The organism is Pseudomonas sp. S2_H01 (genome assembly GCF_054668305.1).
On the sequence record NZ_CP162756.1, the window covers coordinates 5,677,852 to 5,694,939 of the forward strand.

19 protein-coding genes are annotated in these 17,088 nt (G+C 57.3%); 12 read left to right on the forward strand and 7 right to left on the reverse strand.

What is annotated here, in order from left to right; translation table 11 throughout:
• Positions 1 to 8 precede the first annotated feature (8 nt).
• The 5 genes from AB4N84_RS25265 (at position 9) to cynR (ending at position 3,984) form a co-directional block, all read left to right on the forward strand.
• Positions 9 to 479, forward strand: a complete 471-nt coding sequence (locus AB4N84_RS25265) for an arsenate reductase ArsC (protein ID WP_460043744.1) — start codon at positions 9 to 11, stop codon at positions 477 to 479.
• 47 nt (positions 480 to 526) lie between these two features.
• Complete coding sequence (gene arsH / locus AB4N84_RS25270; RefSeq protein ID WP_460043746.1) at positions 527 to 1,240, forward strand: arsenical resistance protein ArsH; 714 nt, start codon at positions 527 to 529, stop codon at positions 1,238 to 1,240.
• A gap of 20 nt (positions 1,241 to 1,260) precedes the next feature.
• On the forward strand, positions 1,261 to 1,683 hold the full coding sequence (gene arsC, locus AB4N84_RS25275) for an arsenate reductase (glutaredoxin) (protein WP_074750769.1): 423 nt from the start codon (positions 1,261 to 1,263) through the stop codon (positions 1,681 to 1,683).
• A 39-nt stretch (positions 1,684 to 1,722) separates the two neighbouring features.
• Entirely contained in the window at positions 1,723 to 2,796 is a 1,074-nt protein-coding gene (locus AB4N84_RS25280; RefSeq protein ID WP_074750766.1) for an ArsO family NAD(P)H-dependent flavin-containing monooxygenase, read from the forward strand.
• Between the two features lie 291 nt (positions 2,797 to 3,087).
• A complete protein-coding gene (gene cynR / locus AB4N84_RS25285; protein ID WP_460043748.1) occupies positions 3,088 to 3,984 on the forward strand; it encodes a transcriptional regulator CynR in 897 nt (298 codons plus the stop codon).
• Positions 3,985 to 4,084: 100 nt separating this feature from the next.
• On the opposite strand, the gene AB4N84_RS25290 is transcribed toward cynR, so the two are convergent.
• Positions 4,085 to 4,624, reverse strand: coding sequence for a cytochrome P460 family protein (locus tag AB4N84_RS25290; RefSeq protein WP_460043749.1), 540 nt, complete (start codon positions 4,622 to 4,624; stop codon positions 4,085 to 4,087).
• Positions 4,625 to 4,965: 341 nt separating this feature from the next.
• The gene (locus AB4N84_RS25295) at positions 4,966 to 5,631 is read right to left on the reverse strand and encodes a DJ-1/PfpI family protein (RefSeq protein WP_460043750.1); all 666 of its coding nucleotides are present in this window, start codon (positions 5,629 to 5,631) and stop codon (positions 4,966 to 4,968) included.
• A gap of 219 nt (positions 5,632 to 5,850) precedes the next feature.
• On the opposite strand from AB4N84_RS25295, the gene AB4N84_RS25300 reads away from it, so the two are divergent.
• Complete coding sequence (locus AB4N84_RS25300) at positions 5,851 to 6,627, forward strand: alpha/beta fold hydrolase (RefSeq protein WP_460043752.1); 777 nt, start codon at positions 5,851 to 5,853, stop codon at positions 6,625 to 6,627.
• A 38-nt stretch (positions 6,628 to 6,665) separates the two neighbouring features.
• On the opposite strand, the gene AB4N84_RS25305 is transcribed toward AB4N84_RS25300, so the two are convergent.
• The gene (locus tag AB4N84_RS25305; protein WP_460043754.1) at positions 6,666 to 7,577 is read right to left on the reverse strand and encodes a LysR family transcriptional regulator; all 912 of its coding nucleotides are present in this window, start codon (positions 7,575 to 7,577) and stop codon (positions 6,666 to 6,668) included.
• Positions 7,577 to 8,497: a LysR family transcriptional regulator gene (locus tag AB4N84_RS25310; protein WP_460043755.1), complete on the reverse strand. Its 921-nt coding sequence runs from the start codon at positions 8,495 to 8,497 to the stop codon at positions 7,577 to 7,579. The genes AB4N84_RS25305 and AB4N84_RS25310 overlap by 1 nt, the downstream gene beginning before the upstream one ends.
• A 418-nt stretch (positions 8,498 to 8,915) precedes the next feature.
• Between AB4N84_RS25310 and AB4N84_RS25315 the strand changes: the two genes are divergently transcribed.
• On the forward strand, positions 8,916 to 9,068 hold the full coding sequence (locus tag AB4N84_RS25315; protein WP_460043756.1) for a hypothetical protein: 153 nt from the start codon (positions 8,916 to 8,918) through the stop codon (positions 9,066 to 9,068).
• A 336-nt stretch (positions 9,069 to 9,404) separates the two neighbouring features.
• A complete protein-coding gene (locus AB4N84_RS25320; RefSeq protein WP_460043757.1) occupies positions 9,405 to 10,745 on the forward strand; it encodes an OprD family outer membrane porin in 1,341 nt (446 codons plus the stop codon).
• A gap of 51 nt (positions 10,746 to 10,796) precedes the next feature.
• On the opposite strand, the gene AB4N84_RS25325 is transcribed toward AB4N84_RS25320, so the two are convergent.
• Entirely contained in the window at positions 10,797 to 11,609 is an 813-nt protein-coding gene (locus AB4N84_RS25325) for an AraC family transcriptional regulator (protein ID WP_074750751.1), read from the reverse strand.
• A gap of 130 nt (positions 11,610 to 11,739) precedes the next feature.
• On the opposite strand from AB4N84_RS25325, the gene AB4N84_RS25330 reads away from it, so the two are divergent.
• The 3 genes from AB4N84_RS25330 to AB4N84_RS25340 all read left to right on the forward strand — a co-directional run bounded on the left by AB4N84_RS25330 (position 11,740) and on the right by AB4N84_RS25340 (position 13,981).
• Positions 11,740 to 12,258, forward strand: a complete 519-nt coding sequence (locus tag AB4N84_RS25330; protein WP_074750749.1) for a carboxymuconolactone decarboxylase family protein — start codon at positions 11,740 to 11,742, stop codon at positions 12,256 to 12,258.
• 25 nt (positions 12,259 to 12,283) lie between these two features.
• Positions 12,284 to 12,535 carry a glutaredoxin 3 gene (grxC, locus tag AB4N84_RS25335; RefSeq protein ID WP_074750747.1) on the forward strand — a complete coding sequence of 84 codons (252 nt, stop codon included), beginning with the start codon at positions 12,284 to 12,286 and terminating at the stop codon, positions 12,533 to 12,535.
• Positions 12,536 to 12,676: 141 nt separating this feature from the next.
• Positions 12,677 to 13,981 (forward strand): tyrosine-type recombinase/integrase, encoded by a 1,305-nt coding sequence (locus tag AB4N84_RS25340; RefSeq protein WP_460043759.1) that lies wholly within the window; start codon positions 12,677 to 12,679, stop codon positions 13,979 to 13,981.
• Between the two features lie 119 nt (positions 13,982 to 14,100).
• On the opposite strand, the gene AB4N84_RS25345 is transcribed toward AB4N84_RS25340, so the two are convergent.
• Positions 14,101 to 14,970, reverse strand: coding sequence for an SDR family oxidoreductase (locus AB4N84_RS25345; protein ID WP_460043761.1), 870 nt, complete (start codon positions 14,968 to 14,970; stop codon positions 14,101 to 14,103).
• Between the two features lie 109 nt (positions 14,971 to 15,079).
• Here AB4N84_RS25345 and AB4N84_RS25350 point away from each other — a divergent pair, with 109 nt between their 5' ends.
• Positions 15,080 to 16,000, forward strand: coding sequence for a LysR family transcriptional regulator (locus AB4N84_RS25350; protein ID WP_460043763.1), 921 nt, complete (start codon positions 15,080 to 15,082; stop codon positions 15,998 to 16,000).
• Positions 16,001 to 16,065: 65 nt separating this feature from the next.
• Here the strand turns inward: AB4N84_RS25350 and AB4N84_RS25355 are convergent, their stop codons facing one another.
• Positions 16,066 to 16,848 carry a sulfite exporter TauE/SafE family protein gene (locus tag AB4N84_RS25355; protein WP_074750741.1) on the reverse strand — a complete coding sequence of 261 codons (783 nt, stop codon included), beginning with the start codon at positions 16,846 to 16,848 and terminating at the stop codon, positions 16,066 to 16,068.
• Positions 16,849 to 17,088 lie beyond the last annotated feature (240 nt).

The following is a 17,088-nucleotide window of genomic DNA, read 5'->3' on the forward strand; positions in this document are numbered from 1 at the left end:
ATCGTCTGATGAAAGTCTTGTTCATGTGCCCCCACAACAGCTGCCGCAGCATTCTGTCGGAGGCACTCTTCAATCACCTGGCGCCTGAAGGAGTAGAGGCTGTCAGCTCTGGAAGTTTTCCCAGTGGTCGGGTGAATCAACGGGCATTACAAACGCTGGAGGCGGCAGGTATTTCGACGGCGGGCTTGAGCAGCAAGGCTTCGGAGGCTTTTGAAGACTCGCCTCCAGACATTGTGATCACCGTCTGTGACCGGGCTGCGGGTGAAGCGTGCCCTATCTTCTTAGGGCCAGCCTTGAAGGCGCACTGGGGCTTGGCCGACCCGTCCGAGGCCAACGGATCGGAAGCCGAGATTACAGGCGCGTTTGAATCCACGCTCGCCAAGATTCGCGAGCGTGTCAGTGCATTTCTTGCCCTGCCGCTAAAGACCATGAGTACTGACCAGCTCAAAGCCGAACTGAACCGCATCGGTTCGCTTTGAGGATCAACCGAGGCAGCGCCCCGCTGGGCGCCGCCGTAGGAGTTTATATGCAAGACACATTGCCGAACGTAGACGCCGATCTGATCGATATCCCGTCGTTGGAGCGACTGACCCCGGCGTCCCTGTCGATCCACAAACCTCGAATCCTCCTCCTGTACGGCTCGACACGAGAGCGCTCTTTCAGCCGATTGGTCACACAGGAGGCCGCACGTCTTCTGGAGCAGTTTGGCGCCGAAACCAGGATCTTCGATCCGTCAGGTCTGCCGCTGCCGGATGATGCTCCCGACACCCACCCTAAAGTGGCCGAGCTGCGTGAGCTGATGCAGTGGTCAGAGGGACAAGTGTGGTGTTCCCCTGAGCGGCACGGCTCGATGAGCGCAGTGTTCAAGGCGCAAATCGACTGGGTTCCGCTAGCAATGGGAGCTGTACGACCTACGCAAGGGAAAACCCTTGCGGTAATGCAGGTCTGCGGAGGCTCGCAGTCTTTCAACGTGGTCAATCAGCTGCGGGTACTGGGACGATGGATGAGGATGTTCACCATCCCAAACCAATCTTCCGTCGCCAAGGCATTCACCGAGTTTGATGAGGCAGGCCGTATGAAGCCATCCTCGTACTACGACCGGCTGGTAGACGTGATGGAAGAACTGATGAAGTTCACGCTGCTGTTGCGGGATCGTCAGGACTACCTGGTTGATCGCTATTCCGAGCGTAAAGAGTCCGCCGAAGAGTTATCCAAGCGCGTCAATCAGCGTTCCATTTAATGCCTGGACGAGGGAATTGTATGAGCCAGATCACGATCTATCACAACCCACAATGTGGCACCTCTCGAAACACCTTGGAACTGATCCGCAACAGCGGAGAAGAACCGACCGTCATCGAATACCTGAAAACTCCACCTGATCGCGCCACGCTGGTGAGGCTGATCCAGGACATGGGTATTGAGGTGCGAGCCCTGCTGCGTATCAAGGGCACCCCTTACGAAGCGTTGGGACTGGGCAACGCATCACTGAGCGATGAACAGCTCGTTGATGCCATGATGGAGCATCCCATCCTGATAAACCGCCCTATCGTGGTGACACCACTGGGCACACGGTTGTGTCGTCCATCGGAAGCTGTCCTCGACTTGCTTCCACAACCGCAACGCGGCAGTTTCGTCAAAGAGGATGGGCAGGTCGTTATCGATGAGCATGGACGTAAAGTCTGAGTCTTCGCGGCGATTTACAGCGGCTACAGGAGCACGGCGGTGAGTCAGAGTCGGAAGCTGGATGTTGTGGTTATCGGCGGCGGCCAATCCGCACTCACCGTCGCGTACTTTCTCAAGCGAACGGGACTGTCCTATGTGTTGCTTGATGCGGAGCCCGCGCCGGGAGGAGCCTGGCGGCACGCGTGGGATTCGCTTCGGCTGTTTTCACCCTCTGCATGGAGTTCCATTGCTGGTTGGCCAATGCCAGCCGTTGCCGACGGTACTCCCAGCCGGGACGATGTTATCGATTACTTGACCCAGTATGAGCGCCGCTACGACTTTCCCATCAGGCGTTCAACGCGGGTGACTCATGTTGAAAAAATCGATGATGGACTGCGCGTCTTCTCGGATGATTGTTCCTGGGATGCCAAGGCGGTCATCAGTGCCACAGGCAACTGGAGCCGACCGGTAATACCCGCTTATCCAGGGCAAGCGCTGTTCAAGGGGCAGCAGCTGCACTCCGCCCAATACGTTGGCCCAACAGGGTTTGAAGGAAAAACGGTTCTCGTGGTCGGGGGAGGCAACTCCGGTGCCCAGATCTACGCTGAGGTTTCGAAAGTGTCTCAGGCTGTCTGGGTGACTCAAGAGCCGCCACAGTTTCTTCCCGATGAGGTTGATGGTCGTGCGTTGTTCGAACGTGCCACCGCTAGGTTGAAGGCGCTGCAAGCGGGCCTTGAGCCGCCCCAAGCCCAAGGTGGTCTGGGTGACATTGTAATGGTGCCGTCCGTGAAAGAGGCTCGCGACCGAAGGGTATTGAACTCGGTACGTCCGTTCGTGCAATTCACCCCAACGGGCGTGGTGTGGCCATCAGGGAGCGAGACGAAGGTAGACGCCGTCATCTGGTGTACTGGATTTTCTCCAGCGCTCGGCCACCTGAAAAGCCTCGGCATCGTGGGAGAGGACAACAGAGTCGCGGTAACTGAGAACCGGAGTGTGGACTGCCCCAATCTGTGGCTGGTGGGGTACGGCGACTGGACGGGACTTGCGTCTGCTACCTTGATCGGCGTAACCCGCACTGCTCGGGATGTGGTCAAGCAGGCTCAGGGCTATCTCTCTTCAAAACTCTCTGCATGAGACACCAGATGAGCATTGGCGAAACAACAAAACTGATCAGAACCCGAAGCGAAGAAAACGCGAACCTACTCGTCCGGGCTGGCTGGACGCGCCGCAGGTGATGCCCCCGCGTCTCGATTCCAGTTAATCGCATGACCTCCAAACCAACAGCTCTCAAGCTGATCCCTACCGGCTATTCGCATGTGGTCAGTTGCGATGCAATTCCCCATCACGCTGCGACATCACGAAGTACAGGCTTACGCTGCGATATACACTGATAGGCGTATGCCCCCTCCCTGAACGGTGAATGTGATGCTGTTGAGACACCTGCGTTATCTGTTGGCAGTCGCCGATAATGGCGGTTTCACCCGCGCGGCCGAAGTGCTCCACGTTTCTCAACCCACCCTTTCACAACAGATTCGTCAGCTCGAAGAGATGCTCGGCGTCGTCCTGTTTGATCGTACATCGCGCACCGTCACCCCCACCGATGCAGGGCAGGCGTACATCGAGTGTGCTCGACGAGTGCTCGTCGAACTGGCGGCGGGCAAACGGGCATTGCACGACGTGAAGGACCTTTCACGGGGTACTTTGAGACTCGCGATGACGCCGACCTTCATGGCCTATCTGGTGGGGCCGATTGTGCGTGATTACGCCGGACGCTTTCCCAATATCCACTTGGAAATTTTCGAATTGTCGATGGACGATATCGAGATGGGGCTGGCCGACGACTCGCTGGACATCGCCATTGCGTTTGACGAAGTCAGGAACGCAGACATCGAGTCGATTCCCGCGTTTGTCGAAACGTTGGGGTTGATGGTCGGACGTGATCACCCGCTGTACGACCACCCGACAGCCTTGACGACTGACGAGGTCGCGCAATTGGATTTCGCTTTGCTGACGCCTGATTTTGCCACTCGAACCTGCATTGACGAGTACTTCACCAAGGCCCGCATCACCCCCAAAATCGTGGTGGAGGTGAACTCGGTCAACACGCTGTTAGAAGTGATTCGACACACCCGGGTCGCCACCATTCTTCCGGAGCCGATCGCGACGCAGGACAGAGCGTTAAGCAAACTGGTGATGCAGGATAAGGCACCTCAACGCGGAGCTGCTCTGCTGAGACGAAAGAATAATTATCACAGCGCGGCATCAGCCGCCTTTATGGACCTGGTGCTGGGGAAGATGGCCCAACAGGACAACACTATTTGATCGCTGGGCGACACCACATGGGCCTCTCCGACTTCATCAGGTCCTCCCTTCGCATCGAGACCCGGTAATCGGAAGATTCCCTAACCCGTGTAGCGTCCGGTCACTTGGAATAGGTGGTGAAAATCAGGTCCGTCGCTGGTGGCAACTTGCTGTGGCAAGCAAAGCAGCTATTGACCACTTTTCCGCTCGGATTGGGCTTTCCATCCTCGAACTGGCCGTACCCCCATCCACCCGTGCCGGCATATCGTTTCGAGTCCTTCACCTCAATTTGAACGTTGGTAGGCTCGCCCGCGACGAATGATTGGTCCCGTCCAAAAATGGCGTTATTTCGTGCGGAGGACTCATACTTATAGGCCAATCGCGCGATGAAGGCGCCATCCGGGAATGGAAGCGTCCCTTCCCTGAACGCCCTCATGGCAATGTCATTGCCGAGGATGACCCGAATATCAGGCTTGTCACCCTCCTCGTGGGCAATGCTGACGAACTGCCAATCGCGGTAACCAGGCGGCAGCGTAACGCCAAAGACGGGCGAGCCTTCAGCCGTGGCGGCGGGTGTATCAGCCTCTACAATCACAGAGAGGCCCGCCACCCCGCCGATCGCAATGGCAGTCGCAGAAAACATCAGCATTTTCCAAGTCATCACAAACGCTCCTGCTCGGGCGCTGGGGCATGACCGCGCCGTTCTGGTTTTTGAATCGACGATCAAACATTCTGCCCTCAAATGGGGGGCAGTCCGTTGAGTATTCTTCTTTCCGCATCCACCAGAGACGCGGGACGAATCGCTTCACCTTTGGCGTAGGCGCGAAAGACCATTTGCCGTTGGCCAGTCGTAATAATCCACGGTGTGGCTTTCATGGGGCATCATTTTTCCCTCTGGATGAAATAAACAAAAAACCCATCTGTTACTCATCCGTATTGCGATCTACCCGCACGCAAGCATTGTCATTCAGCCTCAAGCGAGCGGTAAAACCCGGGGTTGCGTTACGGGACCTGTGGGGTCTCATACCAGTTGCGGTCGGGCGTTGCGAAACGCATTTTCTTGCGGACAACAGCGGCGTTGTCGGCACTGGTGAGCTGTTCCAGTAACTGAAACGCCACTTCCGTGGCTGTGCCTGGGCCGGTGGAGGTGATGATCCGGCCGTCTACGACCACCGGCCGGTCAACAAAAAGGGCGCCGGTTTCGACCAGTTGCTGTTTCCGTTTCCCGCCCTCTTGGTGATAGGTCGTCGCATGCCGGCCGCGCAGTACGCCGGCGGCGCCCAGGCACACGGATGAAACGCAGACGCTGGCAACGGTTTTTCCTGCGTCTACAAAATGTCGGATCGCGGACAAGAAGGGTTCGCTCAGCGCCTCTTCATAGAACCCTGCGGGTTCAAAACCGCCGGGCAAGGCCAGCGCGTCGAAGCGGCTGATGTCCAGATCCTGTAGCAGAAAGCTGGGATTGAGAGACAGGCCAAACGTCGTGACGATGTTTCTGCGAAGGCCGGCGTTGACCAGTTCGATGGGATGATCGCCGAGTAGATCGGCCCAGCCCAGTACGTCAGTAAAGGCGGCCATCTCCAACGGTTCAACGCCGTTAGCGAGCAGCATGAGTACACGTTTCATCGGCATGAGCCTCCGCATTTTTGAGTGGATTTCGCTGATCAAGTGAGGCCATCTTCCGCTTTAAAACCACCGGGGAGAACGACCAGAAAACGGAATCCACTCTTTCATCAATTGAAATACCGCGGTGTGTTTTGTGTCGGTTCTTAGCCGCTTCCGCCCCTGATACAGTTCCTCACATTAAGCCGTCCGGCTGAACACAGACGGGATACAGCAGCCCGCTTAAATGATCCCGTCACTCCTCCTCGCTTTCAGGAAAACCCGATGAAAAAGCTACTCGCAGGTCTTACCTTCGCCGCTGCAATGGCCAGCGGTGCCGCAGCCATGGCTGACTCAGTCAAGCCGACGGTGGTGTTGGTCCACGGCGCATTTGCCGATTCCAGCAGTTGGAATGGCGTGATCAAAATCCTGGAAAAGGACGGCTACCCCGTCATCGCCGCCTCCAATCCACTGCGCAGCCTGAAGGGTGATGCGAGCTCGGTCGCCGACCTGTTGGCGAGCATCAAAACTCCGGTGGTATTGGTGGGGCACTCTTATGGTGGTCCAGTCATCAGTGAGGCGGCCTACGGTAATGCCAACGTCAAAGCGCTGGTGTACGTCGCGGGCGTAGCACCAGACGCCGGTGAGTCAACCGCCGATCTGTCCGGACGTTTCCCCGGCGGTACGCTGGGCCCGACCCTGGCTGCCCCGGTCCCTCTCGCTGACGGAGGTAAGGATCTGTACATTCAGCAGGATAAATTCCATGCCCAGTTCGCCGCGGATGTGTCCGACGCCGACGCTAAATTAATGGCTGCCACACAGCGCCCGGTCACCGAGGCTGCCCTCAATGAAAAATCGACCGAGCCTGCCTGGAAAACCATCCCGTCATGGTTTGTCTGGGGTGATAAAGACAAGAACATTCCGCCCCAGGCCCAGGTCTTCATGGCACAACGCGCACACGCTAAAAAGGCAGTGGCTGTGAAAGGTGCATCGCACGTGGTGATGGTGTCGAATCCCAAGGTCGTCGCAGAGCTGATCGAATCGGCGGCAATGGCGAAGTGATCAACTGACCTGCCCTCTCCCATCAGTCGCAAGAGCGTTCAAAGAGCATCTGGCCGCATCGCCGGATGCTCGCGCAGACCCTCCACCATGAAGTCCACGAAGCTGCGCACGCGCATTGAAGCTTTGCGTCTTTCGCGATAAACCACCTGGATGGGCAACGCCGGCAGCTCAAAGGGTTGCAAGATACGTTGCAGGCGTCCGCTATTAAAATACTCGTAAAGCGGATAGCTCAGGCAGCGTGTGAGACCTGCGCCGTGAGCCGTGGCATCGATGGCCGCCTGGACAGTAGCGCAGCTGAGCCTGGACCGCGCTTTGATGCTGTTATATTGGCCTTGGTCTTGAAAATCCCAATGCACGCTGCCCCGGGAAGCTTGGGTGCCAATCAGCTTGTGACGCTTGAGGTCCTCCGGAATGGCGGGTTCGCCGTGAGCCTCAAGATAGCCTGGACTGCCGCAAACGATGGATCGGACGTGGCCCACCTGGCGCGCCACCAACGATGAGTTCGGCAGATGCCCCACGAGCACTGCAACGTCGATGCCCTCCTCGTTCATGTTGGGAAAACGGTCATCGTAGTGCGTGAAGACTTTGACCTGCGGATACGCATCCATGTATCCCGCCAACAACGAGGTCATGACATAACGGCTGAAAAGCAAGGGTAGCAACACCGTAAGATTGCCCTGTGCTTGAACATGCAGCCCTTTAGCCGACGCCTCCGCCATTTCGACTTCCCTAAGGATCCTCGAACTGTCAGCCATGAATGCAGCGCCTGCCTTTGTCAGCACAACCCCTTGGGTGCTTCGTTGCAGCAATGGCACACCCAGACGCGCCTCCAGCCGTGTAACCGCGCGGACGACGGTGGGACCGGAAACGTTGAGTCGACGAGCCGCTGCCGCGAGGCTGGGTCGCTCTGAAAGCGCTTCAAACATGAGCATTTCATGGTAACGATCCATCAGGACGAACCTTCGATGTACGGTTGAAGCGCCGCATCGCTGCTCAGCCGCTCCACCAGAAACTCTACGAAAGTCCGGACCTTTGCAGGCACCCGATGACTCTTTTGGTAGACGATCTGAATCGGCAGCGGTGGCGGTTCATAATCCTGAAGAACAATCTCCAGTGCTCCGGCAGCGACCTGACTTGCGACCTGATAAGACAGTACTCGGGTGATCCCCCAGCCCATGGATGCGATGTTGATCGCGGCTTGATTTGCAGTTACGACCAAGCGGGGTTCAAAACGAAAACTGAGGTCGTTGCCTTCGTTCACAAACTGCCAGTCGCTGAGAAGATGACTGGCAGAAGACATCACAATATTTAACGAACCCAGCTCCCCGGGATGGCCAGGACGGCCGTAGCGATCAAAGTACGACGGAGCCCCGCATACCACCTGCCTCACCTCACCGACCTTGATGGCGTGCAAGGTATTTTCATGAAGGTGTCCGATTCTGACGGCGACGTCGATGCCTTCATCGAGCACACTCACCACGCGATCCACCAGCATCGCGTTGAGATGTACCGAAGGAAACTGATCAAGATACCCCGCCAGCAAGGGGGCTATGTAAAGCTCTCCAAAAAGCACTGAGGCCGTTACGGTGAGGTGACCGCAAGGTATCGAGTAACTGCCGGCAGCCGCCTCTTCAGCCTCATCAACCTCGCCGAGAATGCGCCGACAATCCTCCAGATAGCGTTGCCCCGCCTCGGTGAGATGCAGACTGCGAGTGGTTCTGGCCAGCAATTGCGTGCCGATCCGCTCCTCCATTGCCGCTATGACCCGCGTGACGCTAGGTGGCGAAATATTGAGGCGACGGGCTGCCGCGGCAAACCCCTCTTCCTCTGCAACCGCCGTGAATATCTGCATCTCTTGAAAGCGATCCATGAGCGACCCTGTCAGGTAAGAGGACAGCGATTGATGTGGGGGGGAACGGCATCCGTGCAGCTGCGCAGGTCGTCCTGCTCAACGTGTGCCCTTGATGAACGGATCCATTGCCGTGGACATGACCGTCCGTGGAGCATCTTTGGATCTTTGAAAAAAACGCAATAAAGAGGGTTGCGACAGGCACTGGGTTTGCAGCGATGCGTTGAAACCTTACTGGCGGCAACCGCACACAACAGGAAAGACCGGTTCACCAGACCAAATAGGACACTAGAACGTGATCGCGTTCAGGGACATCACGCACGCCAGGTGTTATTTGAGTGCGAACCGTTTAATAGTTTGGGGCCCATCATCGCTGCGCATCAGAAACATCGGAATCACCAATAATCGCAATCCAGCATTTCATTAAATGGAATGATCGGTGACCACCAGGGCCGACAAAACGTTTATCTATTCCCCTCATCAGTTGTTCGGCCCTCAGGTGAGCGAACTGAGCCTGCAGCTGCGTAAACCGTTGTTTAAAGTCGCCGTGGTTAGAGACGCCGTGGCGGGTCCTAAGTTACCCGAAGGTTGAGCAGCAACCGTTGGGATGGGAGAAGCGGAAAACAGTCTCGATGACATGTGCGGGCAAGCCCGACTCTTTCTGATTGCGTGCTTCAGCATTCCACCCTACGTCAGGACGTCAGAGCGGTATTGACCCCGCACGGGTGCTCACTCACGTGCAATTCTTGTCGAAAACGTCATGCAGTATTCCGCCATTCGGTAGCACGTCCCGCCAGGTTGGACAGCACGCCGCTGCTACGCTCAATACCGGTGGCCAGCCCCAATCCGGGATCCGCATCGGGTCAATTTTAGAAAAGATAGGTGGGTGGGTCATTTTTCAACGAGCGCCGACACCTCGGGAGCTTTTATGGAAAGAACGACCCTGCCCGCCGCGATCATTCTCGCTGGTTTCTCTATAGGCGCGACGGCCGCTGATACGAAAAACCATGGTTTCCTCGAAGACGGCCAAACGTCTGTCAGCTCCCGAACCATGTATTACTCAAACGACAATCGAGATGGAGGGGCTGACCAGCGTGAAACGGCGACGGCCCTTAAATTCGCATTTATTTCCGGCTTCACCCAGGGCACTGTGGGTTTCGGTGTGGACCTTGCGTCCCTGGTCGCCGTCCATCTGGACGGAGGAAAAGGACATCACCCGGACGCCAACACCTTTTTCCCCAGTGATTCGGACGGCTCGGCGGTTCACTCCTGGAGTCGGGCAGGTGGCACGTTAAAAGCGCGCGTATCTAAAACCGAGCTGGGGGTCGGCAATATCTTTACGCCCAGTCTCCCGATATTGCTCGCCACGGATTCGCGCTTGGTCTATCAGAATTTTGGCGGCGGCATCATCACCTCCAAAGACATCGAGGGGCTGACACTCACTGCCGGTAAAATCGATCAATCCTCGGGGCGAGCCACCAGTAACCCTACTGGCCTGGCGGTCGCCGGCGGCACCAAGGACTCCAACGATTTCCGCTTTGCAGGCGCCGACTGGAAAGCCACGAAGGACCTCACCCTTCAATACTATTTCGCCCGGCTCGAGAACTATTACAAGCAGAGTTTCCTGGGCCTGGTGCACGTGCTGCCCTTGGGTGCCGACCAGTCGTTCAAAACCGATCTGCGTTATTTCGACAGCCGTTCAGACGGCAAGAACGGCGACGTCGGGTATCGATTCAACAACAATGGGGGCTACGCAAAAAATCCCGGCGAGGTCGATAACAAAACCTGGAGCGCCATGTTCACCTACACGCTCGGCGGGCATTCCCTGATGCTCGGCCACGAGAGTGTCAGCGATGACGGTGGGTTCGTCTGGCTTAACCAAGGCAACGTCGTTGATGGGCGCAATCGTCCGGAGGGCAATGGGGGGACGGGCTTCTACCTCTTTACGGACGCCATTGTCGCAAACTTCTCCCGCGCCGGAGAACAGACCCATTTCGGGCAGTATGCGTACGATTTCACAAAGATCGGTATACCGGGCCTGAAAGCGTCGATCTCCTACCTCAGAGGCGACGACATCAAGGACATTGGAAACGGGAGCGACCACAAGGAGTGGGAGCGGGACATGAGGGTCGACTATGTGATCCAGAACGGGCCGCTCAAAGGCTTTGGCACCACGGTCCGCCACGGCACGTACCGCAGTGACGGCTCCGCGTTAGCCGACACCGACCAGACGCGGGTGATTTTCAACTACAGCTATACGTTCCTTTGAGCTCACCACGAACGGCACCTTCTGCGTTCGGTCAGGCCTGAGCAACAGGCTTCACCCTCGCCACTCCCGAGGGCTGACACCGGTTTTTCGGCGAAATGCGCGGGCCAGTGCGGAGGGACTTTCATACCCCACTTCCTCTGCAATGAGCGCGATGGGCTTGCCCTCACGCAGCAGCTTCTGCGCCAGGCTGATGCGCCAGCTCACGAGATAGTCAGCTGGCGCCTGCCCCACCACTCGCTTGAAATGCTCGGCGAAGCTGGCGCGCGACATGTTGGCAGCCACCGACAATTCAGCCACCGTCCAGGCTTTTCCCGGCGCGTCGTGCATCAGACTCATGGGCTTTGAGAGACGCGCATCGGCTAAACCGGCCATCATTCCCGGTTGCTGGTCACCGCTGCTCAGAATGTGGCGCAGCAACTGGATGACCAACAGCTCGAACAAACGGTCCATCACCGCGTCACGACCGCAAACATCATCAAAAGCCTCGGCGAACAGCCAGTCCAGGGTGCTCGCCATGGTCGGGATTTCGTTCAGCTTGAGTATGAGATGGTCCGGTAACGCCCTTGCCAGCGCATTGCCCGAGCCGCCATCGAAGTCCAGCGATGCACACACCAACTGAGCCCCCGAGCCCTCTTTGGCAAACAAGCGATGGCGGTAAGGCCGAGGGAAGAAAATCAGCGTCGGCTCAGTGATCGACAACTCGCGCTCATCGGCCAGCTTCAACAGGACCTCGCCTGACTGAACCAAATGCAGATGGCCACAGGTCTGGTCCCCGTCGAAGGCCGAGATACCGCAGAACGCACCGCTGTAAAAGGTTCCGGCATTGACACCGAAACGAGCCAGCAACGTAGACAGACGATCCATCAACACCCTCGCTTACACTTTGGACGATTGGTCGCATATTAACGCTGATGTGCATCCATTTAACCAGCGACCGCCTATAGCATGAACCCCATACCCAGCGCATGCCGCGCTGAATGTCTGGAGAATCATTATGACCCGCATGACTTCTGTAAGCCTTGAAAACGCCACCGATGCCACCCGCCCACTGCTGGAAGGCGTGCAAAAGAAAATCGGATTCTTGCCCAATGTGTTCCAGGTACTGGCTCACGCCCCAGCCGTACTGACCCATTATGTACAAAGCTCTGCTGCGCTGGGCAAAACGTCCCTGAACGCTGAGGAGAAGGAATCGATTTCCCTCGCCACCTCCCAGGTTAACGGTTGCGACTACTGCCTGGCCGCCCACACATTCTTCGCAGGTAAAACCGGGTTCAGCCATCAAGAGATCCTCAGTGCCCGTGAAGGAAAGCTCGACAACTATGCCCTGCTCGCCCGCCAGATCACCGAAACCCGCGGTCACCTGAGCAGCGAACAAATCGCAGTGGCCCGCGCGGCCGGTATTGACGACGCCAAGATCATCGAAGTGATCGCCCACGTTGCCTCGCAGACACTGACCAACTACCTGAACAACGTCGCGCTGACGGATATCGACTTCCCAGCCATCGAGGCGTGAGCGCAGTCAAAACAGAGGACCCGGTATGAAGACTGTCACGCTGTATACCACCGAAACCTGTCCCTACTGCCGCAGCGCGAAGTCCTTGCTGGCCAGCAAGGGCATCTCGATGAAAGAGATCAACGTTCAGACCCAACCGGCCAAACGTGAAGAAATGATCAAACGCAGTGGACGAAGGACCGTCCCGCAGATTTTCATCGAGAACACCTACATCGGCGGCTTGGACGACCTGGCAAAACTGGATCGTCAAGGCGGGTTGCTGTCGATGCTGGCCTGAGACCAGATCCTGGATCAAGGGCTGATGAGGCATCTTTTACCTTAATGCAATATCTGGCAGCCGTCAGACCCGGATGTTGCATCTCAATGCCCTGAAAAGGATCATACGCGGCATTCCGCCAATGCCCGCCAAGCGATCCCCATGCCAGCGCCTTCGACACCGCATCCGTTGTTTGAAACCTATGCCCGCTTTGGTGAGCTCAACTTCAGCTCGCTCAAACAAGAGTTGCCGGCCGTCACTGACTATTTGATGGCCTTTCCCGCTGAAATACAGGCCCTCGAAGGCTACCGTGCGGTACGCAGCTTCTTGAAGTCGTACGCCGGTAACGAATCCACCTTCAACTCCTATCGAACCCACGTCGAACGGCTATTGCTCTGGACACTGACCAAAGCGCACGTCCCCCTGCTGGACATGCGCCGCACCCATGCCGAAGCGTTTCTGGAGTTCTGCCTCGCGCCGGATCCTGCCTGGATCGGGCCAGTCGTCAAATCCCGATTTACGAGGCTGGGTGCGCGCAAGAAGCTCGCCACCGATACCTTTGTTTTGAACGAGAACTGGAAGCCGTTCAGCCAGTGCGCGTCCAAGGAGGAGCGCAAGCGCGCCGCGGAGGAAAGCCGCCCTCTCCTTCAGGAACATTACAAGCCTGCACAGGGCTCGATCGCACAGATTTTCGCAGTCTGCGGAAGCTTTTTTCAGCATGCGATCGATGAAGGTTTCTGCGAGCACAATCCTTTCAGGGCCGTTAAACAGAAGAGCAAATACAAGCAGCGCACGACCGGCGATCAAGACACCCGCATTCTGACCTCATTGCAGTGGGATTTCGTGCTGGAAACCGCGGAACAGATGGCGGCTCAGGATGATAGATATGAGCGAACGCTGTTCATCGTGGCGACGATTTTTGCGATGTATCTGCGCGTTTCAGACCTGGTCGGGCGGGACAACTGGACGCCGAGCATGGGCGATCTGCGACAGGACGGTGCCGGAAACTGGTGGTATCACGTGGTCGGAAAAGGCAACAAAGCCGGCAAAATCAGTGTGCGGGATGACTACGTCGAGAACTACCTCAAGCGCTGGCGCGTGCATCAAGGTTTATCGCCGCTTCCCGGCTTTCGCGAAACCACGCCGCTGATTGCAACCCAGCGAGGTCGGGCAGGCTTGTCAGACCGGCACATCCGGGTATTGCTGCAGGAGGTCTTTGACCGCGCACTCGGGCGTATGCAGGCCGAAGGCTGGTCCGATGAAGACGTCGCCCGCTTGCGCGCGGCCTCACTTCATTGGCTACGACACACCTCGGCTACGTTCGACGCCCCCCATCGGGACATGAAGGACCTGCAGGTCGACCTGCGACACAACAGCCTCAGCACGACGCAGAACGTGTATTACAACTCCGAGGATGAGAAGCGGGCGTATTCGATCAAGCGTCTGCCTATGAAAGAACGAGGATAATGTCCCCGCTCGGTGTATTCGCCTGCTCAGCCCTTCTGTAGCAGGCGTTCGTCGCAGAACACGGGCCGCTCTTGCCCTCTCCTCCCATCAGAAATCGGGTTCGGCAGCAGAGCCAAGCCCTAAAGGCCAAAGGCATCTTTGAGCAGCGACTCGAGCTGTTTTGGTTTGCGCCCCAACAGTTCTTCAAGTGCACCACTGCTCTCGTCAAATGCGCCTGCTTTGATCGCGGCGTACCAACCACTCAAAAACTGAGCCACGTGCGCAGGCCAACCTTCCCGTTCACGCGCAAGCATGAAGGCGGGAGAGGAAATCGATTCATAGGTAATCGGTTTCCCCGTCAGGCCCGACAGTGTTTCAGCGATGTCGCTGAACGACCAGGCCTGCCCGCTGTTCAGCAAATATCGACGATTTTCATGGCCGTCCTGACTCAACAGAACCGCACCGGTTTCGGCAAGTTCCTGATAACAGGCCAGCGCGATCCGGCCATCACCCGCAGGGCAAGAAAATCCTTCGAGTGCTGCCTGCGCGCCGATGAACATGGGCAGGTCGTTGGCGTACAACGGGTGCCTGACGATGGTGAAGAACATACCTGAGTTTTCCAGCATGCTTTCCGTCGCGATGTCGCTGTCGGTCACGCCTTCAATAGGACAGAGATCATCACTGGTGCGCTGGATGCTGGTGTAGATCACGTGACGAACGCCGGAAAAACGCGCGGCGTCAATGACATTTTTGTGTTGGGCCGTCCGGTCCGTGAACGCCACCGCCGACACCATGTAGATGGTGTCTACACCTTCAAAAGCGCTCACAAGGGTGTCGTAATTGCTGTAGTCAGCGTAACGGACCTCTATGCCCTTCAAGACCAACCCTTGTGCCTTATGGTGGTCTCGAGCAAGCGCCACGATATTGGCTGGCGCGCTGCGTTGCATCAAACACTCTAGAACGCCACTGCCGAGGCGGCCCGTAGCGCCAGTGACCAGGATTTTTTTCATCTCATTCGCCTGTGTGGTTAGCAAGTACAGGCGGACTATGAAGGCAATTCCGGGGATGAATTAGTCCTCAACAGGTAGAATCAGCTTCAACCAAATGTTGGAGCACCTCATGGAGCCCTTAGGGAATCTCGAGTCATTCGTTCGCGCTGCAGAAGCGGGCAGTTTTTCCGAGGCGGCTCGCCAGATGGGCGTCTCCGCCGCAGCAGTCAGCAAAAATGTAGCCCGCCTGGAGACCAGGCTCGAGACCCGTCTATTCCACCGGAACACGCGAAGCCTGACCCTGACGGAAGCGGGTGAGGCGTTTTATTCCCAAGTCCGCGGCAGTCTGGAAACCATTCAGGGAGCAATCGCTCACCTGGGCGCTTCTCGCGACGTTCCTGCAGGTCGCTTACGGGTGAACGTGGCACCTTCCCTCGCATACGATCACCTCCTCCCCATGCTTAAACTCTTCAAACAACGCTACCCCGCGGTGATACCGGACTGGCAATTGGAAATCCGCCGGGTTGACTTGATCGGTGATGGGTTCGACGTCGCCATTGGCGGAGGCATGGAGTTGTCCCCGGGGGTTGTCGCGCGGGAGATCGCCAAACTCCATCTTGTGGCGGTTGCCTCGCCAGAATGGCTGAAGGGCCGGCCGCTGCCTTTGACACCTGCGGATTTACAGGGGCAGCCCGGTGTTGTCATGCGATCAACGGACACCGGCAGGCTGCGCTCCTGGACGCTGCGTAATAGCGCTGGGGAGACGTTCGATTTGAATCTCGAGCCGGCTGCAATCATGAACGACCCAGAGGCGCTGTGCAGTTGCGCCCGGATGGGGTATGGCGTGGCGCTGGTGCCCGTGGATCGCGCCTGGCCATGGCTGCAAAACGGAGAGTTGACGCGATTATTGCCGGATTGGTACGTGGACCTGGGTTCGGTATCCGTCTATTTTCCTGCCCGCAAAGCCTTGCCTGCCAAGACCCGTGTTTTTGTCGACTTTTTGGTGGAGCATTTCCACCGGACGATCAGAGACAAGTTCAGGGCTGACTGAGACCCATGCCAGCATCCTCCTGGTTCATGCACCCTTCAAGGCAGGTGGCAGGTGGACAGGACAGTTCAGGCAAGAAAACTGATACCCACGACCACCAGCATCAAAGCGAACAATCGCTTCAGCATTTTAGGTGACAGACTGTGTGCCAGTTTCGCGCCGAATTGAGCGAAGAACATGCTGGTCAGCGCAATGCCGATCAGCGCTGGCAGGTACACAAATCCCAGGCTGTGTTCTGGCAATAACGGATCATGCCAACCCAGCACCATGAAACTGATCGTCCCCACGATAGCTGTGGGAAACCCGCAGGCGGCGGAGGTCGCCACGGCCTGCTGCATCGTCAGGCTGCGCCATGTCAAAAACGGCACAGTCAATGAGCCCCCTCCAATTCCAAAGATGGCCGACGCCCAGCCGATCAGGACGCCGACACCGGCCAACGCGCGTTTGCCCGGAATCTCGCGGCTGACCTTAGGCTTGAGATCCAACGCCATTTTGATGGCCATCACAATGGCGAACACACCAATGATTTTCTGAAGAGTGGGCCCCGCAATGCGGCTGGCGGTGACTGACCCCAGCACCGCGCCAATCAGAATGCCAATGGTCATCCAGCCAAATATTCTCCACTTCACGGCCCCGGCACGATGATGCGCGCGCACCGACAAAATGGTCGTAAAAATGATCGTTGCCAGTGAGGTGCCGACAGCCAAATGGGTCAATACCGAACTGTCGAAACCTTGCAGCGTGAAACTGAAAACAAGCACCGGGACAATGATCAGGCCGCCGCCGACGCCGAACAGGCCGGCGAGCACACCGGCACATGCGCCAAGGGCAAGATAGAGCAGGAATTCCATGAAATTCTCCGAATAAGACCTCGTTGCGAATGACGCCTTCGCGCGATAACAACGTGGGGGTTCAGGTAGCTGCGTCGATGGCACCAGTGTCCACTCCGTCGCCACACTGCGGAATTACCAGCGTTTACAATCCAGCATTTCATCCGTTGCAATAGTGACCTGGCTGGTAACCCCTCCAACATGGCTTGCGGCACGTCGATCCATACCCTGGTCATTCGGGCCGGCGCTTTTTATCGCTAA